Annotated in this window: 21 protein-coding genes; 11 read left to right on the top strand and 10 right to left on the bottom strand. The window is 51.5% G+C overall.

Translation table 11 applies throughout. The features are described from left to right. Positions 1-160 precede the first annotated feature (160 nt). The 5 genes from KNP67_RS11305 to KNP67_RS11285 all read left to right on the top strand — a co-directional run bounded on the left by KNP67_RS11305 (position 161) and on the right by KNP67_RS11285 (position 5262). Positions 161-1132, top strand: a complete 972-nt coding sequence (locus KNP67_RS11305; protein WP_214756613.1) for a DUF2268 domain-containing putative Zn-dependent protease — start codon at positions 161-163, stop codon at positions 1130-1132. A 659-nt stretch (positions 1133-1791) separates the two neighbouring features. Continuing rightward, the gene (locus KNP67_RS11300) at positions 1792-2562 is read left to right on the top strand and encodes a hypothetical protein (protein WP_251130853.1); all 771 of its coding nucleotides are present in this window, start codon (positions 1792-1794) and stop codon (positions 2560-2562) included. Next, entirely contained in the window at positions 2559-3482 is a 924-nt protein-coding gene (locus KNP67_RS11295) for an AAA family ATPase (protein WP_214756612.1), read from the top strand. The genes KNP67_RS11300 and KNP67_RS11295 overlap by 4 nt, the downstream gene beginning before the upstream one ends. A 2-nt stretch (positions 3483-3484) precedes the next feature. Further along, positions 3485-4546 (top strand): DUF58 domain-containing protein, encoded by a 1062-nt coding sequence (locus KNP67_RS11290; RefSeq protein ID WP_251130852.1) that lies wholly within the window; start codon positions 3485-3487, stop codon positions 4544-4546. A 14-nt stretch (positions 4547-4560) separates the two neighbouring features. Next, a complete protein-coding gene (locus tag KNP67_RS11285; RefSeq protein ID WP_214756610.1) occupies positions 4561-5262 on the top strand; it encodes a hypothetical protein in 702 nt (233 codons plus the stop codon). A gap of 92 nt (positions 5263-5354) precedes the next feature. Here the strand turns inward: KNP67_RS11285 and KNP67_RS11280 are convergent, their stop codons facing one another. Next, positions 5355-6065, bottom strand: a complete 711-nt coding sequence (locus KNP67_RS11280; protein WP_034777602.1) for a GntR family transcriptional regulator — start codon at positions 6063-6065, stop codon at positions 5355-5357. Between the two features lie 162 nt (positions 6066-6227). Between KNP67_RS11280 and KNP67_RS11275 the strand changes: the two genes are divergently transcribed. Both KNP67_RS11275 and bglA read left to right on the top strand, forming a co-directional pair. Further along, a complete protein-coding gene (locus KNP67_RS11275) occupies positions 6228-8117 on the top strand; it encodes a beta-glucoside-specific PTS transporter subunit IIABC (protein ID WP_131472695.1) in 1890 nt (629 codons plus the stop codon). A 12-nt stretch (positions 8118-8129) separates the two neighbouring features. Beyond that, complete coding sequence (bglA, locus tag KNP67_RS11270) at positions 8130-9584, top strand: 6-phospho-beta-glucosidase (RefSeq protein ID WP_214756609.1); 1455 nt, start codon at positions 8130-8132, stop codon at positions 9582-9584. 50 nt (positions 9585-9634) lie between these two features. Here bglA and KNP67_RS11265 read toward each other — a convergent pair whose 3' ends face one another. Both KNP67_RS11265 and KNP67_RS11260 read right to left on the bottom strand, forming a co-directional pair. Continuing rightward, positions 9635-10501 (bottom strand): AraC family transcriptional regulator, encoded by an 867-nt coding sequence (locus KNP67_RS11265; RefSeq protein ID WP_214756608.1) that lies wholly within the window; start codon positions 10499-10501, stop codon positions 9635-9637. Positions 10502-10590: 89 nt separating this feature from the next. Further along, entirely contained in the window at positions 10591-10806 is a 216-nt protein-coding gene (locus KNP67_RS11260) for a hypothetical protein (protein ID WP_214756607.1), read from the bottom strand. A 111-nt stretch (positions 10807-10917) separates the two neighbouring features. Between KNP67_RS11260 and KNP67_RS11255 the strand changes: the two genes are divergently transcribed. Beyond that, positions 10918-11181 (top strand): excalibur calcium-binding domain-containing protein, encoded by a 264-nt coding sequence (locus tag KNP67_RS11255; protein WP_029595456.1) that lies wholly within the window; start codon positions 10918-10920, stop codon positions 11179-11181. Between the two features lie 33 nt (positions 11182-11214). Here the strand turns inward: KNP67_RS11255 and KNP67_RS11250 are convergent, their stop codons facing one another. Beyond that, positions 11215-11589, bottom strand: a complete 375-nt coding sequence (locus tag KNP67_RS11250) for a hypothetical protein (RefSeq protein WP_214756606.1) — start codon at positions 11587-11589, stop codon at positions 11215-11217. A 161-nt stretch (positions 11590-11750) separates the two neighbouring features. Beyond that, complete coding sequence (locus KNP67_RS11245) at positions 11751-12611, bottom strand: alpha/beta fold hydrolase (protein ID WP_214756605.1); 861 nt, start codon at positions 12609-12611, stop codon at positions 11751-11753. A gap of 194 nt (positions 12612-12805) precedes the next feature. Here KNP67_RS11245 and KNP67_RS11240 point away from each other — a divergent pair, with 194 nt between their 5' ends. Further along, positions 12806-13564 carry a glucose 1-dehydrogenase gene (locus KNP67_RS11240; protein WP_214716255.1) on the top strand — a complete coding sequence of 253 codons (759 nt, stop codon included), beginning with the start codon at positions 12806-12808 and terminating at the stop codon, positions 13562-13564. 33 nt (positions 13565-13597) lie between these two features. On the opposite strand, the gene KNP67_RS11235 is transcribed toward KNP67_RS11240, so the two are convergent. Together KNP67_RS11235 and KNP67_RS11230 are read right to left on the bottom strand one after the other, a co-directional pair. Continuing rightward, entirely contained in the window at positions 13598-14395 is a 798-nt protein-coding gene (locus KNP67_RS11235) for an AraC family transcriptional regulator (RefSeq protein ID WP_214716257.1), read from the bottom strand. A gap of 140 nt (positions 14396-14535) precedes the next feature. Further along, positions 14536-14796, bottom strand: coding sequence for a DUF1294 domain-containing protein (locus KNP67_RS11230; RefSeq protein ID WP_251130851.1), 261 nt, complete (start codon positions 14794-14796; stop codon positions 14536-14538). A gap of 208 nt (positions 14797-15004) precedes the next feature. Here KNP67_RS11230 and KNP67_RS11225 point away from each other — a divergent pair, with 208 nt between their 5' ends. Further along, complete coding sequence (locus tag KNP67_RS11225; RefSeq protein ID WP_214719589.1) at positions 15005-15787, top strand: LysM peptidoglycan-binding and 3D domain-containing protein; 783 nt, start codon at positions 15005-15007, stop codon at positions 15785-15787. A 121-nt stretch (positions 15788-15908) separates the two neighbouring features. Next, on the top strand, positions 15909-17375 hold the full coding sequence (gene cls, locus KNP67_RS11220) for a cardiolipin synthase (RefSeq protein ID WP_214756603.1): 1467 nt from the start codon (positions 15909-15911) through the stop codon (positions 17373-17375). A gap of 49 nt (positions 17376-17424) precedes the next feature. Here the strand turns inward: cls and KNP67_RS11215 are convergent, their stop codons facing one another. Genes KNP67_RS11215 through KNP67_RS11205 form a run of 3 tightly spaced genes read right to left on the bottom strand, consistent with a single transcriptional unit; the run spans position 17425 to position 20337 of the window. Further along, positions 17425-18402, bottom strand: a complete 978-nt coding sequence (locus KNP67_RS11215; protein WP_214756602.1) for a hypothetical protein — start codon at positions 18400-18402, stop codon at positions 17425-17427. Next, complete coding sequence (locus KNP67_RS11210; RefSeq protein WP_021067454.1) at positions 18399-19427, bottom strand: DUF58 domain-containing protein; 1029 nt, start codon at positions 19425-19427, stop codon at positions 18399-18401. Before KNP67_RS11210 ends, KNP67_RS11215 begins: the two co-directional genes overlap by 4 nt. Position 19428: 1 nt before the next feature. Further along, on the bottom strand, positions 19429-20337 hold the full coding sequence (locus KNP67_RS11205) for an AAA family ATPase (RefSeq protein ID WP_029595449.1): 909 nt from the start codon (positions 20335-20337) through the stop codon (positions 19429-19431). Positions 20338-20359: the final 22 nt, after the last annotated feature.

Below are 20359 nucleotides of genomic sequence, written 5' to 3'. Positions count from 1 at the left end.
TTACCATATAAGCATTCAGAAGGTGAATCGATAGAAAATATGGTACAATTTAACATATATGAGAAGAGTTATTTATATAACAAAACTACTTCTTACGGAGAGCAAAAAGCATCAACATGATAAAAACTTGATGGTTTAAAAAGAGACGGAGGCCGTTCAATTGAAAAAATTGACTATCATTTTACTTTGTATTCCTTTAATTCTGTTATCAGCATGTGTGGGTGATGAAGAAAATATAGAAATTGATAAAGAACGTATTGATATGCAACCTGAGACCATGAAAATCAACCAGGATAGTGAATTGAAAATTGTGCCACTTTACACACAATATCAAAAATATTTGGAAGCATCACTTGAGACGAATGATCCAGAACAGAAAAGAAAATTTTTTAGAGAATTCGTTCTTGATTACATAGAGGAGATTGGAGAAAAGGAGAAGTTCGGAACAGCGGATTTGAAAGGTAACTTTTTGATGAAATCGACATCCTATGAGCAAGAACTCCTAAATCGAATCGATATATTGATGGGCAAACATGATGAAATTGAAGAAACGATTATAAAAACCTACCTCGCTTCACATAAGGTACTTCCTAAAAAGAAAAGTACGATTTTCCTCGTACCAATCAATTCAGAATTTGCCTTTATCGGTGAGTCACTGGGTGGGGTTAGTGGAAATGCATATAAAGACTCTTTTGTCTTTTATCTGAATGAAGACTTCGATAAAAATATTCTTGCTTATGCGACTGCACATGAATATCATCACTTGATTCTTCGGGACACACCAAACTTTATGATTAGTTCGGTTTTAAATTCTGTCATATTAGAAGGGAAGGCAGATGCTTTTGCAGATCGAATTGTCAAAGGCGTATCACCTCCTTGGCATGAACCAATAGATGAGAAGACAAAGGAACATGTAGCGAGTCTTGTTAATAATTATGAAACAACATTTAACGATTTTATTGTCGGTAATGAGCAAAAGAATCTTCCTCGCTGGAGTAACTATATCTTAGGAAAAGACATCCTCAACCATTACTTAGAATCAAATCCAGAGCTTTCGATTCAAGATTGGACATTCAAAGAAGATCATGAAATCTTAGAAGGCTACAAATATCAAGAGATTCTTCAACAATGACGAAACAAGTTACATACTTTTCGAGCATCGCAGTTGTGATACCTGGTCCCCAATCAATTCGTTTTATTGGTTGGGGCTTTTGTTTGAAGTAAGGATAACTGAGGTGTGCTTATGAAGAGGGATGAGAGGAAGGGAGCAGAGATTGGCTTCTTATGAATCCGAATTCAATTGCGCTTGAAGTGAAAGCATGATCAACTTAAGAGCTGCCGAGCTCCACTGTTCATATTTACCAATTCAGGATTCAGGTGCTGTTTTGGCAAGTCTCGAAGCGTTTATTGCTCGGACTCCTTTAAGATAGGGCTGCTTAGCGGAATAACGACCTCTTCCTTCGCACCCATGAAATAGAGAAATAGTCGTTTCTTGTCTTCGCCTATGTTTTCAATCAAATCCCAAGCTCCGTGAGTGTCTCTTTTCATTACACGACTAACGGAATGGATATCGAGTCTGGTCTCATGAAAGTGCAACGTGACGTCTTTGGGCAATATGTTTTTCCTGCAATGAATATTACCTGACGTAAAACCTTGTTTGACTTGCATTTCCGATATGCTATAATCCTCCCAAACACTTTTTCCAAAAAAAGGATTAAATGGAATCGATGAATGAAAGGAGCCGTTGAACGGGATGCAGTCGAATCTACATATTCACATACGGGTCGTTACATGAGAAAAGCCAAAGTTCTGTTTGTATCAGCAGTCTTGATTTCTTTACTGGTTGTCGCACTTATTTCATTTTCAGGTCAACTTGCTTATACCTACTTCAAAGGGTTGGACATCTCTGGAAGCCCCATCACGAGTTGGGTCACGGACTGTCATGACAAGCGAAAGTTGTTTGGAATCATTGAGGTCGTCGATACGGATTTTTGGTGTGGAGATGGTAGTGACGTAGATTCCGGGCCCGGTATTTCTGAAGCAGGGGCGGTTGTTGGGCCATCAGATGATGAAGGCGGCACACCAAGGGAAGATGAGAATGACTCGTCTCCGTCATACGGCAAACCATCCACAAGTGAATCCGATCGCCTTTCCCTGTTACCTTACATCTTCAGCGCAATCCTTCTCTTGATTGGTGTATGGATGTGGCGTAGACCCTTCCACAAAAAGGGGAGGGAAGCCGTTCCGATAGACGAGAGGATCCACTCAAAGCAAGAGACAGACGAAACGTTCGAAGAGGCAAAACGCTCCGCTCATCCGCTACCAGATTCCCCGTTGCGGCAACATTTGATTCAATTCGAACAAGCGCTACCGCCACAACAACGAAGACGGACGTTCGAGACGTTATCCGCCTGGGCGAGCCGCATTCAACTCGACGCCTCGCTTCGGAGCTATTTAGAGACCCGTTATGACAAAGTCGAGATCACGCCACAACGTGAAGAAGCGTTCAAACAACAGCTTGATGACTATTTACTTCGTTTAGAAAAGGAGCCACCCTTATGACCATCAAACGCGTATTAGAACAATTGGACCAAATCTATCTCGGAAAACCTGAAATCACGCGCCTCTGCTGCACGGCGCTACTCGCGAACGGGCACATCTTGTTAGAGGACGTCCCGGGTACCGGGAAAACGTTACTTGCCAAAAGTATTGCCAAGAGTTTTGAAGCTGATTTCACGCGCATCCAATTCACGGCCGATTTGCTTCCGACCGATATCATTGGTTCTGACTTCTTCAACATGCAGACACAGACGTTCGAAAATCGGACAGGACCGATCTTTACCAACATCTTATTGATTGATGAAGTGAACCGAGCCGTCCCCCGGACACAATCCGCCTTGCTCGAGGCGATGGAAGAGCGGCAAGTCTCGATCGGCGGAGTCACGTATCAACTGCCAGAACCGTTCTTCGTCATCGCGACGCAAAACCCGATCGAATCGGCAGGGACGTTCGCCTTGCCCGACGCTCAACTCGACCGTTTCTTGATGTCCCTTCAAGTCGGATATCCTGAAGCAGGGGAGGAGCGACAGTTGATTCTTCAGACTGTTTCTAAGACACGCCACATCGTTCATGCCCTCATGTCGTCCGAAACGTTTTTAGCAGCGCAGCGAGCAGTTGAGGAGGTCCGTATCCATGACGACGTCGTCACCTATCTGCTCGCCCTCATCCAAGAGACACGACTTCATCCGCTCGTCGAAGTCGGAGCCAGTCCTCGCGCGACGCTCGCCCTCGTCAAGGCGTCTCAAGCTTACGCTTATATCGAAGACCGTCAATTCGTGACCCCGGAAGATGTCCAAGCCGTCGCGACGCATGTTCTGGCACACCGCTTGACGCTCACGCTCGAAGGGGACGTGAAATCGACGAAACGGGAAGTTCTCGCTGATATTTTGGAGCGAGTCGATGTACCGGTCGAGAAGGTGTGAAGATGCGACAAGTCGAAGTGAGCACACCGTCACTTTTAGACGACAAGCTATGGCCGGCCTATACCGGAATCCTACTTCTGTTCATATGGTTCCCATATGTGTGGCCGCTCGCTTATCTGTCTGGCGCAATACTAGGATTGATGCTGATTCGGAAATGGCTGACGCAGAAAATTGTCGAAGGGACACGTTTATCGTTCCACCAGAAAGAGCAGTTGTTGTTCGTAAATGATCGTGTCTCGCTAAGAATGGAGGTGACAGGTGTAGAACGTCTCCAAGAACTCGGAATCCCGACATCGGTCCGCCTGGTCACGGGACACGGCTTGACGTTTGACAAAGATCAGCGCGTACATGTCATTCAACTTCGTGAGGAATCGACCTATTCGCTTCCAATTCATGCGAAACAGCGCGGGCCCGTCCAAGTCAATGAATGTACACTTCAGTTCAGACTCCCATTTTGGCTTGGCACCATCTTCGTCACAGATCATACGCTTCCATCCTGGATCATACTCCCATCCATCACGAGACAGAACAGATTTGACTCACGCCTGGTACGGATGGGGGACCGACTCGTCAAACATTCACCGCTCAACGACCCGTTGATGATTCAAAGCACAAAACGGTATGAGCAAGAGCCGGTCAAACAGATTGACTGGATCGCGACAGCCAAGACAGGAAAACTTCAGGCGAAAGTGTATCAACGCCAAAACCTCGATACATTCACGCTCGTGCTCGACTTGAGCGGTCCGCTAGGGAATGGCCTTCATGCGCGCTATGAAGAGTTGATTCAACAGGCCGCTTATCTGGTATCCTATTTAGTGAAGGAAGATTGTAAAGTCGAGCTGTTCATCAATCGGCTCGATGCTGAGAATCATATCGACCACCTGCGAATGAGTGACGGTCGCAAGCAATTGCGCCTCGCCCTCGTACGTCTGGCGTGGGTCCATGAATCCGATCGATTCGTCGCTTCGAAACGGTTCAATCAAATCATCGAGCGACAGAATCATCCGCATGCGGAAGTGATTCGGATTGACGCGTCACTGCTCAAACAGATGTCTATCAGTTGAAAGGAGAAAACATGTTGCGCCACCTCACAACATTCGCCCTAGCTGGGGCCTTTACGCTCGTTGCTACGTCAGCAGCTGCCGCGCCGACTGAACGATCCGCGGAGCGTTTTGCTGAAAAACATTTCGAGTCAATCGTCCTCGACCATATCGAAGGTGACGACCCGAGTAACTATCATTTGACGGAAAGTCGCGCCATCTCGTTCGGTTCGCTCCATGAAGTGATGATTGCCGCGCAATCCTGTTATTCGTCGGACGAAATGTGTACGTTTGTCTCGAGCAAGGAGTACGTATCAGCCGTCCTACAAGATGGAGAGCCGAGAAATGTCATCGGCACGTACGAGCAGGAACCGGGCCTCTTCGCCTTCTCCACGTTCGGGTATGGTGACGAGTTGGCCATTGCCTTAGCTGATGTGTCCGGTACATTGGTCCATTCCTCGCGAGAGAATGCCTGGTTTGACTATGATGGAAAGAAGTTGACCGCCTTGACGACCGATGCGAAACGGTTCATCGAAGGAGACAGGATCACGCTCGAGATGTATCAGAAACGCTTGGTCGAGACACAATCCAACACCGAAGCGCAACCAGGGGATGCGCTTACTGGTGGTTCAGGTGACGTTCAGACAACAGAACCAACATCATATCGGATGCTCGGACTCGCGTTGTTGGCGGTGCTCCCGCTCGCTTATCTTTTTTACCGAAGGCGATGGAGAAAGTGAAATGTAAACGTCAGTGATTGATTTAAAGCGAAAACCGCTCGTCTGAGCCATACAAAAACACCGCTCCACGCAAATCGCGTAGAGCGGTGTTTTCACATGTATGGTCCGTTCGCCTGGACGACGAACTGTGAGTGTTCGTAATGATACGTGATGCGTGAATAATCGAACGGCTTCCCGTTCGAAAGATGGAAAATCGTCTCAATGCGGAGCGTCGGGTCCTCCGTCTGTAAACCTAGATAGCCGGCTTCCGTCTCAGTCAGTCGACCGACCTGCATATACATGTCCGAAAAGCCGATCGTGACGCCGAGTGCGCCCTGTACGTAATCGAAGATCGAGTCGGCGACGATCTCTCGGTTCAAATACGGGACGATCGCCTTCACATAGTACGACTCCTCGTAACAGAACACCTCGCCGTCGACGAAGCGGACCCGTTCGACGCGATAGACGTCATCTGTCACGTCAATCCCAAGGTTCTGTGCGACCGTCGCGTCCGGTTTCGTGACCGAGACGTCGAGCACGTCCGACGTCAACACTCGGTCACCGAGGTTGCTCTTAAACCCTTGCGTCGAGAACAGACTCATATAGCCCGGACGGTTGTGGCGCCGGACGAAGATGCCGCTCCCCCGCAATTGAAAGATGACCCCTTTCCGCTCCAACAACTCGAGTGCTTTCGTGATCGTGCTCTTGCTAACGGCATATTGGCTCATCAACTGCTCGAGGACGGGAAGTTTATCTCCTTGCTTCAAATCATGTTGATTGATGTACTGTTCAATCTCTGCTGCCACTTGTTGATATTTAAGCACGCTCATCCCTCATCTACTTGAAAATGTTGCCTTCATTATACCACACATATGTCTACGAAACGTTCACAAACTATTTATTGTATCGCTATTGATTAATTGTACCGGTACAATTATAGTAAGAGTGTACAAAATGTAAGCGTTACATCAAAGGAGGGTTTTCAGTTGAGTAAAGTTCGGGATTATTCAAAGTTGGCTCGGGATATTTTAGAGGCCGTCGGAGGGGAAGACAACGTCATCAATGCGGCGCGCTGTGCGACGCGACTCCGTCTCGTCTTGAAGCGGTCGAATCCGCAGGCGAAAGAACAAGTCATGGCGATGCCGGGGGTCATCACGGTCGTCGAAACGGGTGGCCAGTTCCAGGTCGTCATCGGGCAGCATGTCGGGGAAGTGTTCGATGAGTTCACGAAACTGGTGCAAATCGAAGGGACTGAGGTCGAAGACGGAAACAAGGGGACCGTCCTGAACCGCATCATCGCTACGATGTCCGCCGTATTCGCACCGTTCATCTATATCTTGGCCGCAGCCGGGATTTTGCAAGGGGTACTCATCATCACGACATTGTTGTTCGACGGTTTCGCCGAGACGGGGACGTACGAAGTGTTCAGCTTCATCTCATGGGCACCGTTCACGTTCTTACCGATTTTCATCGCCATCACGGCATCGAAACACTTTAAGACGAACACGTTCATCTCCGTCGCAGCCAGTGCGGCGTTGGTCAGTCCGACATGGGCCGAGATGGCGGCTCGCATCACGTCAGGGGAGACGATCAGTTTCCTTGGTCTCGCCTTGTCAGGTACGACGTATACGTCATCGGTATTACCACCGCTCTTCCTCGTCTGGATCTTATCCTACGTCGAGCGGTTCTTGAACCGACACATGAACGAGGTCATTCGTCCTTTGTTCGTACCGTTCTTCAGTTTGGTGCTCATGGTGCCGCTCACGATTCTCGTCATCGGACCAATCACGACGATGGGTGCGGTCGGGATTGCCAACGGCTACAACTTCTTAGCGGAGAACGCCCCGATGCTCGCTGGCGCAATTATCGGTGGTCTCTGGCAAGTCATCGTCATCTTCGGGGTCCATTGGGGCGTGACGCCGATGGTGCTCGCAAACTTCGACTTGTATGGCCGTGACTCATTCCAGGCATATCAGACGATTGCCGTCATCGCCCAAGTCGGCGCCGTTCTCGGTGTCATCTTGAAAGCGAAGAGCCAAGAAATCAAAAAAGTCGGTGTCTCGGCTGGGATTACTGGACTATTCGGAATCACGGAGCCTGCCATCTACGGGGTGACACTCCGCTTCAAGAAACCGTTCATCTTTGGATGTATCTCGGGGGCCGTCGGAGCCATCGTGGCCAGTTTCTTCAACCCGTATTATTTCGCTTACGCCGGTCTCCCGGGTCCGCTCACCCTTGTGAACGGAATCAGTGAAGACGTGCCGACCTCGATTTGGGGACTGTTGATCGGGACAGCGATCGCCATTATCCTTCCGGTCGTCTTGATTCAAATCTTCGGTTTCGGAGAAGACACGGCCAAACAAGTGACAGAAGTGACGGAAACACCTGCGACGGCAGAAGCGAGTGCGACGCTCGTCCAGGAAGAGACGATTGCTTCACCGCTCTCAGGAAAAGTCATCGCCTTGAGCGATGTTCCGGACGATGTATTCGCCTCCGGGGCGATGGGGAAAGGTTATGCCGTCGATCCAGACGGGAATAAGGTCATTGCACCGTTTGACGGGACGGTCGTCATGGTCGCACCGACGAAACATGCGATCGGTCTCCGTTCGAACACGGGAATCGAGTTGTTGATCCACGTCGGTCTCGATACGGTGACGCTCGATGGGAAACCGTTCACCGTACACGTCAAAGACGGGGATAGCTTTAAAGCGGGCGATGTGTTGACGACGTTCGACCGTGACATGATCGCTGCACATAATATTTCAAGTATCACGCCTGTCATCGTGACGAACAGCGCGACATACGCTGACGTACTCGTCCAAGCAAGTAATCAGACAGACACGACGACACCAATGCTCACGATTGTTAATCAATAAGGAGGAACTACGATGAAGACATTACCAAAAGACTTTCTATGGGGCGGCGCCCTCGCCGCGCATCAATTTGAAGGCGGCTGGGACGCCGACGGCAAAGGGCCGAGCGTCGTCGACGTGTTGACGGCCGGCGCTCACGGCGTCGCGCGTCGCATCACGGACAAGGTCGAGCCGGACGAATTTTATCCGAACCATGAGGCGATCGACTTCTATCACCGTTATAAAGAGGACGTCGCGCTCTTTGCCGAGATGGGCTTGAAGTGTCTCCGCACGTCGATCGGTTGGAGCCGGATCTTCCCGAACGGGGACGATGCGGAACCGAACGAGGCAGGACTCCAATTTTATGACGACTTGTTCGACGAGCTGTTAAAGCACGACATCGAGCCGATCATCACACTATCTCACTTCGAGATGCCGCTTCATCTCGCACGTGAGTACGGCGGGTTCCGCAACCGTGCCGTCGTCGACCATTTCGTCCGCTTCGCCGAGGTGTGTTTCGACCGCTATAAAGACAAGGTCAAATATTGGATGACGTTCAACGAGATCAACAACAAGATGGACGTCAACAACCCGCTATTCTTATGGACGAACTCAGGCGTCATCGTCGAAGACGGGGAGAACGCCCGTGAAGTGATGTATCAGACGGGGCACCATGAGTTGATCGCGAGCGCCCTCGCTGTTTCGAAAGGGAAAGCCATCAACCCAGACTTCGAGATTGGGGCGATGGTATCACACGTTCCGATTTATCCGTTCTCGTCAAACCCGGACGATGTCATGCTCGCCGAAGAGATGATGCGTCAGCGTTACTTCTTCCCGGACGTGCAAGTGCGCGGAGTCTATCCGAGCTACGCCTTGAACGAATTTGAACGTGAAGGCTATTCAATCCCGTTCCTCGATGGGGACGAAGAGATTTTGAAGAATGGGACCGTTGATTACCTCGGTTTCAGTTACTATATGTCGACGACCGTGAAGAGTGACGTCGTCGCCGATAATAGCGGCGACATCGTCAACGGTGGTCTGCCGAACGGCGTCGAGAACCCGTACATCAAGTCGAGCGACTGGGGCTGGTCGATCGACCCCGTCGGTCTCCGTTATGTGCTCAACCGATTGTACGACCGCTATCAAATCCCGCTCTTCATCGTTGAGAATGGATTCGGTGCTGTCGATGAGATCGTCGACGGGAAAATTCATGATGCGGCCCGCATCGACTACTTGAAGGCGCATATCGAGCAGTTGAAACAAGCGGTCGTCTATGATGGCGTCGACTTGATTGGGTACACGCCATGGGGCATCATCGACATCGTCTCGTTCACGACGGGCGAGATGAAGAAACGGTACGGTATGATTTATGTCGACCGTGACAATGAAGGCAACGGCTCGATGGAGCGGATGAAGAAAGACTCGTTCGATTGGTATAAGCATGTGATTGAAACGAACGGGGAAGCGCTCGCGTACGAGCCTTCGAAGTAAACGACAATACCCCCTGAAGACAATTGTCTTCAAGGGGTATTTTTCTGTGCTTACGTCGTTTTCGGTTTGACCGCCACCCAGACTTCGCTATAGACGTTGTCCGACGGTCCGTCATGCTTCGTGAACGAGATGCTTGGCAAGTCGGCCAGTTCGTATCCCGACGTCGGCAGCCATTCGGCATACGTCTTGGCCATCGTCTCCTGGAGCGTCTCCGGGAACGGGCCGGTATTCGGGAAGACGGCCCACAGGTTCGACTCGATCGTAATCTGTTCAAGATCCTCATACGGATTATCTTGCGTCGTCGCGAAGCCGATCATGTGCGTGAGTGAACCCATTTCGTCCAAATAGCCTTCATCGAAGTCGTACGACACGTTGAGCACTTGATTTGGATAAAGGTCCGCCAATTGATGCATCTCGCTTCGCTGTTGCTCCGTGATTGACTGCGCCAACTCGACGATGTCATGATTCACGCCTTCGAACTGAATCGGGACGCGTTTGGACACGCCGACGACGTTGAATGAAGGTTTATGTTCTAATTTGAATTCCATTGAAATTCCTCCTTTGATGTCGATGTAGAAAGTGAATTTCGGGAATGACTTTTGAATCTTGTTCTTGATCACTTCAGACGGTAAAAAGCCACACCAGTCTCGAAACGATCGAGAGAACCCGTCGACGGATTGGTAGCCATACGTATAGGCCACGTCCGTGACCGATTTCCCATGAATCAAGTCCTTATTTGCTTCTGACAGCCGACGATTTCGGATGTATTCATTGAGCGTCATCCCGGCCATATAGGAAAACATGCGTCGAAAATGATAGTCGGACACCCCGACGATGCGGGTGATATCCTCACTCGTGATGTCTTCTGTTAAATGTTGATCGATGTGGTCCATCAATCGGTTCAGTGATTCAAGCATCAGCATTCCCTCCTTTCTGCATTCATCATACCTCGAACATCGTAGGGGCACTCGATGATTTTGATACGGATATCATCGGATAGAAGGCATCACTGGTTGTAGCCGATGAACATCGTGAACATGATGAGGATGACCGATGACGTCATGAGTAGAAACGCAATCGAGCTCGCGAACACGAGAAAACCTTTGGAGAAGTGACGTCGTCGTTTCCAAATCCCGATGACGAACACCACGTTCAGAATGAGAAACAGTGTGAGTAGCAGTAACGGGAGGGCCCGGTCCTGCATTAGAATAAGTAAGTCCATAGATGGTTACCTTCCTTTAACTTTTTTTAAAATCAGGGTATTTATCATAACTGCCCTTATAATAAACAAGAATTAATACGCATATCGTTTGTTACCAAGGAGGAAACAACTATGAAGAAGCTACTTCGTGCGACCATCGCCGGCATCGCGTTGTTCACGCTGAGCATCGCGCCGTCAGAAACCGCGGACGCTGCACCGAAAAAATTTAAGAACTGCACCGAACTGAATAAGACGTACAAGGGCGGTGTCGCCAAAACGAAGACGACGAAAAACAAAGGTGGGAAGACGAAGTACAAGCCTTACGCCAACAGTTCGTTATACGAAGCGAACAAATCAAAAGACCGTGATAAGGACGGCATCGCTTGTGAACGCTAAGAGATGAGAGGACAGCCGTCCTCCGTCTCTTTTTTAGTTGTTGAAGCGGTAGGATACGTCTCCCGCAGCATCGTAACCGGTGATCGACTCAATCGACTCGATTTGGTCGACGAGCACGAACCAGACATCATTCCCGGCCTTCGTCTTCAACAGTTCCGGTTCGAACCGTTCCCCGTTCAACTCGACGACGACTCTTGTCGTCTCGCCGTGGTTCATCCCGTAAAGGATATCGTACGGGGAACATGCTGACGGATCTCCGCACGATTGGCCGAAAGTGGCCCACGTGATGCCTGCTTCGGACAGCGATTCAGATGTAATCGACCGAACCTGATTGTCGACAGTAAGTTCAAGACCTATGCTTTGCGCAACCGGCTCGTCACTCCATTCCTCGACGGTGTAACTGTTCATGAAAAAGCGAAGACTCATATTACGGTCATCAACAGGGTAGGTGAGAATCGGTTCCGCTCCTTCGGGCAATTGTGGCTACTTCGTCGAATCAAATGCCCAGGCCACTCCGGCTGATACCAACAATAAGCACACAAGAATGAGGACAATCTTTTGCTGACGGTTCATGACAGACTGCTCACTTTCTCAACTTGTAAAAACTGTCGTACCTGTTCAATCGGGAACGCAGGGTTCCAATGGACGAAGTGGCCGCCTGTCATTCGTATGTAAGTGATCGGCAGCTCATGCCGTTGCAGGTCCATCATGGCTGACTTCGTCAATCGGGCTTCTTTGTCGTCCAGTCCGACAAAATCGCCGTAAATAAGCAACGTCGGGACTTGAAGTGAACGGATGAGCTGCGGCACGTCAAGGTGATAGAAGGTGAACAACAGATTCAATCCGCCTCGTCCGAGCTTAGCCGGGTCGTTCAACGCACGTCGAATCTCATCTCGTTCAGTGAGACCTGTCTGTGCGCAGAAAGCCTTAACCTGTTCCTCTGGCATCGGAGCTGACACGTTGTCTGAAATGATTTTTGTCTCGATTTTCCGGACGAGTCGAGGTCCGAACAGACGATAAAGTCCGCTCAGGAGCGGGACGGCAAGGCCGAACACCCCATATTCTCTCAACGGAACGCGCGGGAACGTCTTATGGCCTTGGTCGAGCAAGACGAGCCGCTCCACTTGCTCGGGATAGTGAGCGGCGAAAGCGAGACCGACCGTACCTCCTAGCGAATGCGCCATCACGTGTACAGGTCCGAGTCGATGTGTGACGACATAGTCGTTGACCCAATCCGCCAATTGTTCGGACGACACGATCTGCTCGATTCCTTCACTTCTCCCGAACCCTGGCAAATCTAACAAATGAACCTCGAAGTCGTTGCGCAACGCCTCGGCGAGCGAACGGCCTTCTTCACCAGTGAATCCTCCAGCCGGTAAAAATAAAACAGGTGTCCCGCTTCCAATCACTTCCGCATGATAACGACTCAATCGAACCCCGCCTCTCAAATTCCAATATCTGTATCTTTTCATTGTACGTGACTGACAACTTTAACAGAAGCAGATTCTTCCAAACAGAGATACGTTTTCCTCCAAATCCGGGTAAAGACTAATGACACGTGAGTAAATTGCACTTGTCGTTTTCTCTGTCGTTCTTGAGTTGTCTCAACAAGGAGGAATGCGGTGTGAAATTATCGGGTAGAACGGCAATTGTCACCGGGGCAGGGTCAGGCATGGGACGGGCCATCGCCAAACTGTTTGCCGAGGAAGGGGCACGCGTCGTCGCCGTCGACATGAACGGGGATACGGTCGAAGCAGTCGCGTCAGAGATTAAAGCGAGCGGTGGGGAAGCCGTCGGCGTCGCCGGGAATGTCACAAAGCAGGAAGATATCGACAAGATGGTCGAGACGGCGACGAGCACGTTCGGTTCGCTCGACATCTTGGTCAACAATGCCGGCATCATGGACAACTTTTTGACCGTCGGCGAAGTGACCGACGAGGTGTGGGACCGCGTCATCGCCGTCAATTTGACCGGACCGATGAAACTGGCCCGGGCCGCGATCAACATCATGGACAAGCAAGAAACGGGCGGCGTCATCATCAATAACGCCTCGGTCGGTGGCCTGTTCGGGACACGGGGCGGCGCCTCGTACGTCGCCTCGAAGCACGCACTTATCGGCCTGACGAAAAACATTGCCGCCACGTACGGTACGTTCAACAAGATTCGGGCCAACGCCATCGCACCGGGCGGGGTCAATACGAATATCGGCGCCACCATCACCGCGCCGAGCGAGCTCGGGATGCGGGCCATCCAAGGGGCAGGGGAGGCACCGATGGGTGAACCGGAGCAGATCGCCAAGGTCGCGTTGTTCCTCGCCTCCGACGATTCGAGTTTCGTCAATGGCGACGTCTTGAAAGCAGACGGCGGTTGGACCGCCCGTTAACGAGAAAAGCCGACACGCGCGTGTCGGCTTTTGTTATGTCTTCTGCTTGCGAAACGCGAGCGGCGTTCGGTTATGTACTTTCTTAAACGTCTGCACGAAATGGCTCACGCTCGTAAAGCCAAGCCGGTTCGCTACTTCAGCGACTGGACTGTCCGTCTCACATAACAGACGTGCGGCCCGCTGCATCCGGACGTCTTGGACGTAGGCGAGCGGCGATGTGTCCCCCCATTTTGAAAAGTAACGGCAACACTCGGCCCGGCTCAGTCCACCGGCAGCAGCGATGTCTTCGAGCGACAGCTTCATCGTGTCATGGTCGTGTATATAGGAAATCATGCGTTGCATGCGCTCCTGTCCATGCCGCCTCGTCACGGGCGGCCGTTGAATCCAATAGCGCCAGACGACGACAAGCTGCAGTGTCGCATCGAGCAACGCGAAAGCCGAGTCTTTCTTTAAACTCCTGATTACTTTATGAAGCGTCTCGAGGATGGCCTTGTCACCCGGTTCAGCCGGATGCAGCATGTGATGGCCAATCGTCTCGATGAACGGTGTGACATATTGCTCCGCGAGCGGCGGTGCCATCAAGTCGAACGGGTCGACATGAAGCATCGTCATTTGAAACGAGTCATCTGTCCGTTCGACTTTTGTGACCTGTCCGCGGTCGAGCATCAATGCCATCCCGGCCCGAAGCCTTAAACGGGTACCGTTGATCCGGACCTCGACTTGACCTTGGGTGACCAGCCAGATTTGAAACTGCTCATTGGTCGTGAACCCGATCTCCATCGTCCGTTCGGTCCACGACTGGACATCAATCATGTCTGCTTCAACTTTCATCTCTTCACCTCAACAATCAAACATTTATTTCGGTTTTGCACCGGGTGGAGACTTCGTTTTCTCGTTATCAAGCGTCAATCCAGACATTTCGACTCCATCTCCGTTGGACAGTGCTAACAAGTTCCTTCTATATAATGGCGTCAGAAGATGAACCAGCCCGTGATACCGGCGTGCACCAAGATGGCAATCGGGACACCGATCCGAAACATCGGCTTCAACGTCTTATGCCGGAAGAGGCGCATCGCAATATAAGCCCCAAATGCTCCTCCAATCCAAACAAGAATGAGTAACGTTCGTTCTGAAATTCGCCATTCCCCTGATTTCGCACGGCGTTTATCGAGGAAAAATGACAAAAACGCTAGTAAATTAGTCACAATGTAATATAGCAGTAATAGTTCCAAAGACTAAAACCTCCTTTCTCTTCTCTTTAGTATAGACGAAAATGGCTCAACAAAGCCATTTGTATCTAGATTGTAAAAATTCAGATTCCTCTCATCCCTTTGAAAGCTTCTGTAACTGAACTGATATCACTCTCATATCAGGCTGTAACGGCAGTGAAATATACAGGTGTTACAGTAAGGGGGCGTTAGAAAAGGGAGGAATATTCTTATGAAAAAACCACTATTGACACTAACGGCACTCGCTGGCCTTAGTTTAGGAGTCGCTGCTCCAGCTTCGGCAGCATCAACACACACAGTTCAGTCTGGAGATACACTTTACCGTATCGCCGTGAACAACAATGTATCAGTAAATGACATCAAACAAGCGAACGGCTTAAACTCTAATATGATTTATCCGAATCAAGTATTGAAGCTTGCGAAGTCAGAAGCTAAAGCTTCAAGTGCTTCAAAAACGTATACAGTTAAAGCAGGCGACACGTTGTATCGCATCGCGACAAACAACGGCGTATCTGTCAACCAATTGATGACATGGAACGGTCTTAAATCAGATCTCATTTTCCCTGGTCAACAATTCTCTGTAAAAGGTGCCAACGCAGCATCGGTTGCAAACAGTGCACCAGCCGCTAAACCAAAAGCATCAACATCTGCACCAGTGACGAAACAGTCTACGTCGACAACGCAAACCCAAGCTCCGGCTTCAGGTAAGACGATGACTGTGGAAGCAACGGCTTACACGCCATACTGTGCAGGATGCTCAGGAATCACGGCAACAGGAATCGACGTTCGTTCGAACCCGAACCAAAAAGTCATCGCGGTTGACCCTTCAGTCATCCCACTCGGCTCTAAAGTTTATGTCGAAGGCTACGGCGAAGCAATCGCTGGAGATACTGGTGGCGCCATCAAAGGTAACAAGATTGACCTCTTGATGCCGACACAAGAGCAAGCGCTCAACTTCGGTCGTAAATCAGTCCAAATCACAATCTTAAACTAATCGGTTTACCCCAAAAACACCGCAAGCGCGGTGTTTTTTTGTGTTGTAGACGCGGTATCTGTAAACGAGCATTTCGTTTTGCCCATCATCGGGTAAACTAGAGGATAAAGGAGACGTCGAGATGGTCCCAACTGAAATCATCATCAGTATTCTCGGTATCGTGCTGATTGTCTTGAACGTCACGTTCGCCGTCACCATCATCTTTTTCGAGCGGCGTGACATCGGTTCGACGTGGGCTTGGTTGCTCGTGCTGTTTTTCATCCCACTGCTCGGTTTCTTCATCTACATCTTCTTCGGACGGTTAATCAAATCGAACAACTTTTATCAGGTCGACGAGGAGCGTCGTCACGAGTACGCCAAACACGTCGACGACCAATTGACCGAGCTTGATGCGCATGAAGGACTTTTCGCCCATGACCCGCTCTTGTCAAAATATCGAAGGCTCGCCCGCTTGAACTTATCCTCCACAAATGCGCTCGTGACGTATCATAATGCGATTCAGGTCATCCATGATGGCGAGCAGAAGTTCGAAGCGTTATTCCATGACATCGAGATAGCGACGCAGGAAATCAACATCCAGTACTATATCATTCAAAATGACTCGCTCGGCCAAGCGCTCATCGAGGCACTCACGCGCCGGGCCAAAGAAGGCGTCAAAGTACGTCTGCTCTATGACGCCGTCGGCTCACGGGGATTGCGACGCTCCCATTTCAAACAGCTCCTCGCGCACGGCGGCGAGGTGAAGTCGTTCTTCCCGTCACGCCTCGGTATCAACTTCCGCGTCAACAACCGGAATCACCGAAAGCTATGTATCATCGATGGGGAGATCGGCTATATCGGCGGTTTCAACGTCGGGAATGAATACCTCGGGACGAACCGTCAGTTCGGCTATTGGCGCGACGTGCATCTGCGGATGAGAGGGGAGGCGGTTCGTGAACTGCTCGAGCGTTTCCTCCTCGATTGGAACCGTGCCGTACCGACGAAACACCGGGCCGAGAAAGAGGACTTCCGTTGGCCGACTTCTTTACTCGAGACGTCTCGGTCACCGGTACAAATCGTCACATCTGGCCCGAACTCGTCGACCGAGCATTTGAAAAACATGCTCGTCAAGATGATCACCGAGGCGAAAGAGACGATTTACATCCAAACCCCATATTTCATCCCTGACGCTAGCTTCCTTGACGCCTGCCGCAACGCGCTCATGTCTGGGACGAAGATCCGCCTGATGATTCCGAACAAGCCGGATCACATGTTTGTCTATTGGGCGACGTATACGAATGCGGCCGAGCTCGTCCGCTACGGTGCCGAAGTATATACGTATGAAGGTGGGTTCCTCCATGCGAAGACGCTCGTCATCGATGGCGAGGTCGCCTCGATCGGCACGACGAACATCGACGCGCGCAGTTTCCGTCTCAATTTCGAGATCTCAGCGCTCGTTTATGACGAAGTCGTTGCCCAGTCTGTCATCGATGCATTCAATCGAGACCTCGCATGTGCCGACAGGTTAACGATTGAGCGTTATGAGACACGAACGAAATGGATCCGTTTCAAAGAGAGCGTGTCACGCTTGCTCAGCCCAATCCTTTAAAAAAGACCAGTCAGACCGTCCGGCAGTGCCCGGCGAACTGACTGGTCTCTTATTTTTTGAGCGTCTGGGTGACATGTCGTTCGAACGCCTCGACGATGGGTACCGGGGCTTCTTTCTCCCCGTACTCGGCGGCCTCGAGCCAGACGGCGAAGCGGTTCCCTTCGCTGAATCCGATGCGGTCGAACCATTCCATGACCGTCTCCTCACGATGGCGAGGATGGGCCTGTTCGAGCCGGCGCCCGGCATCGAGCAAGCGGACGTGCCGTGGGGCCCGTGTGACGCGACGCCCGGCATCCGCTGCTTGATGGCGCTGTTTCGGTACCGTCACAGCCTCTTGAATCTCTTTACGGCGTTGCAAATAGATGAACAAGGCGACCAACCCGACCAGAAGGACGAGAAAAGCCAAAATCAAGAACAGCGATTGATTCGTCGCCGATTCGAGCAACGTCTCATTCGAAATCGTCTCGGCATCAATGTTCGGATTGTCCGGCACGAGAATCCGGTTGACGCGGTCGGTCGGATCCAAGTTGAACCCATCGAACCAACCCCCGATCCACACGAAGATGGGGCGAATCCAGGCGACGAGGTTACCGAACAATAACTCTTTGATTGTCCGGATGATCACAGCCAGTCCGAGACCGACGGCGAGGGCGACGACGAGCGTCGACAGCATCCGTTTATAGTCACGGCGGTAATATAGGCTCCGCTGCCAAAACAAGAACAAGAACGGGAAGACGATCATCGCGAGCGGCTGCGACGCCGGCGGAGACAACCAATCGACGATCAGGAAGAGCACGCTGGCGATCGCGTAACGGTCCGTCCAGTCGAGCGTCCGGATAAAGGCATGGACGTACGTGAACAAGAGCAACGTCACGCTCATCTCATAAGAAAACCAAAGGGCGGCGATGCTGAGTGCCGTCTGGACACCGAGTTGCCAGTTGCGCGGCAAGCGGAGCGTCAAGAGAAAGACGAGCGGAAACGCGTGACCGACATAGAAAGCGGCAAATACCCACCAAAGTAGTCTCATCGGCCGTCACCTCCGAGCCGTAGAATCGATTGGCTGCCGCCGTATTTGGCGACTTTCCGTTCGAACAGCGACCGGGCGAGCGGGAAGTCACGCTCCGATAGACAAGCGAGCGTCGTCATGACCTTGCGGAAATGCGTCTCACCGCTCCCCGGTGCGAGGTCATAGGTGATCCCTTCCTTCGTCAATGTCGGCACAATCAGCCCATAGCTCGCGTTCTCTTTCTCGAAGTCGCGGCATAGCGCCGCCGCCTGCGAAATCAACCGCTCCATCTGATGGGTGAGGGCGCGTCCGTCTTTCGTCAGCAAGTCGAGCACGACGACATATTCGTTCGCTTGGACGGGTTGCTCGGTCCGGGCAAGTAGCTCGCCGGTCTTCGCATAGGCCGACCAATACAGTTGCCGCATCGGCTGGCCGTGATACGGCGCCACTGACTGGAACGTCTCCGGGTCACGGTAGGCGCTATGACGGACCATCTCCTCCCCAGGTAACGTCGGAGGGCGCTTCGGAATCGGATAAGGCAGGAATTCAGGGAAGACATAGCCGATGCGGTCGAGCGGGTCTTCCTTATAGAGCGAGAACATACGGAGCGGGTCACGAATCTCCATACCGATCGCCTCCATGCGGATCGGTCCGCGTCGAATCGCCTTGAGCGGGAGCGTATAGGCGACGGCCGCCTCGCGTCCGACATAGTTCTCTTGGCGCCAGAAGGCGTGTTCCTCCGACTCGACGGTAGGATGGAGATATCCTGACAGACGGACGACACCGAGCGGGACAGGCGCCGTTGAAACCAATTTGATTGTATACGTCTCTTCATCGTTCGGGAACAGCTTCAGCTCGTCGGTCACTTCGACATGTACGTATTCAGCGAGCCGGAACAACAACTCCGGCATGATGAGCGCATACAGGCTGAAACCGATAATCACACTCGCGAGGAAGACGTTGCCGTATAGGGCGGTGAACACCCCGACGACGAACAAGAGCCACATATACCCGGACTCGAGGTAGCGAGGGCTGACGAGTTGCATATCACACCTCTGACGGGACCGGGATGGTCTCCAAAACGGACTTGATCAATTTAGACGGCTTCGTCTTGAGCGACGCCTCGACCGTCAAGACGATGCGGTGTCCGAGAATCGGCAAGGCGAGCGCGCGGATGTCTTCCGGTGATACGTAATCCCGTCCGTCCATATAGGCATGCGCCCGAGCCGCCATCGTGTAGGCGAGCGTCGCCCGTGGGCTCGGTCCGACCTCGATATCCCGGTGATGACGGAGCGCCTCTACGAAATCAAGGAGATAATCCTCCATCGCCTCGTGGAACAAGACGTCACGGACAGCTTGCTGCATCTCGGCAAGTTCGGTCTGTTGCAACGTGAAAGGAGCCGCACTCAAATGCTCGTTCCGAAGCAACCGGCGTTCCGACTCCCGAGACAACGGGGCGAGCGACAGTTTGAACAAGAAGCGGTCGAGTTGAGCCTGTGGCAACGGGAACGTCCCTTGCCCATCGAACGGGTTTTGCGTCGCGATGACGAAGAACGGGTCCGGTAGACGAAGCGACACCTCACCGAGCGTCACTTGTCGCTCCTGCATCGCCTCCAACAGGGCCGACTGCGTCCGTGGTGTCGTCCGGTTAATCTCATCGACGAGTAAGATTGACGTGAAAATCGGTCCAGTCCGGCGCTCGAACGTGCCCGTCGTCGGATTGAACAGCTCCATCCCTAAAATGTCACTCGGTAGCGTGTCCGGTGTACATTGCACGCGTTGGAACGCGGCCGAGACCGACGTCGCCAAGCTTCGCGCGAGAGTCGTCTTGCCGGTCCCAGGCCGGTCCTCGAGCAGAACGTGGCCCCCGGAGAGAAGCGCGATCGTCGACAGCTTAATCGCCTTCGACTGCCCAATCACTTGATCGTTTAAATGTGTCGTCCATTGTTGCACCATAATGTAAGTCCCCCGTCTATTT

It is taken from the genome of Exiguobacterium sp. s157 (assembly GCF_018618205.1).
Lineage (GTDB): Bacteria > Bacillota > Bacilli > Exiguobacteriales > Exiguobacteriaceae > Exiguobacterium > Exiguobacterium chiriqhucha.
This window is presented reverse-complemented; position numbering and strand designations above follow the sequence as displayed.

Bases quoted from the DNA above. Each gene is read 5' to 3' on its own strand.
- KNP67_RS11260 (WP_214756607.1), bottom strand. From the start codon at position 10,806: ATGGACTTACTTATTCTAATGCAGGACCGGGCCCTCCCGTTACTGCTA.
- KNP67_RS11255 (WP_029595456.1), top strand. From the start codon at position 10,918: ATGAAGAAGCTACTTCGTGCGACCATCGCCGGCATCGCGTTGTTCACG.
- KNP67_RS11250 (WP_214756606.1), bottom strand. From the start codon at position 11,589: ATGAACAGTTACACCGTCGAGGAATGGAGTGACGAGCCGGTTGCGCAA.
- cls (WP_214756603.1), top strand. From the start codon at position 15,909: ATGGTCCCAACTGAAATCATCATCAGTATTCTCGGTATCGTGCTGATT.
- KNP67_RS11225 (WP_214719589.1), top strand. From the start codon at position 15,005: ATGAAAAAACCACTATTGACACTAACGGCACTCGCTGGCCTTAGTTTA.
- KNP67_RS11265 (WP_214756608.1), bottom strand. From the start codon at position 10,501: ATGCTTGAATCACTGAACCGATTGATGGACCACATCGATCAACATTTA.
- KNP67_RS11210 (WP_021067454.1), bottom strand. From the start codon at position 19,427: ATGCAACTCGTCAGCCCTCGCTACCTCGAGTCCGGGTATATGTGGCTC.
- KNP67_RS11295 (WP_214756612.1), top strand. From the start codon at position 2,559: ATGACCATCAAACGCGTATTAGAACAATTGGACCAAATCTATCTCGGA.
- KNP67_RS11235 (WP_214716257.1), bottom strand. From the start codon at position 14,395: ATGAAAGTTGAAGCAGACATGATTGATGTCCAGTCGTGGACCGAACGG.
- bglA (WP_214756609.1), top strand. From the start codon at position 8,130: ATGAAGACATTACCAAAAGACTTTCTATGGGGCGGCGCCCTCGCCGCG.
- KNP67_RS11215 (WP_214756602.1), bottom strand. From the start codon at position 18,402: ATGAGACTACTTTGGTGGGTATTTGCCGCTTTCTATGTCGGTCACGCG.
- KNP67_RS11300 (WP_251130853.1), top strand. From the start codon at position 1,792: ATGAGAAAAGCCAAAGTTCTGTTTGTATCAGCAGTCTTGATTTCTTTA.
- KNP67_RS11205 (WP_029595449.1), bottom strand. From the start codon at position 20,337: ATGGTGCAACAATGGACGACACATTTAAACGATCAAGTGATTGGGCAG.
- KNP67_RS11290 (WP_251130852.1), top strand. From the start codon at position 3,485: ATGCGACAAGTCGAAGTGAGCACACCGTCACTTTTAGACGACAAGCTA.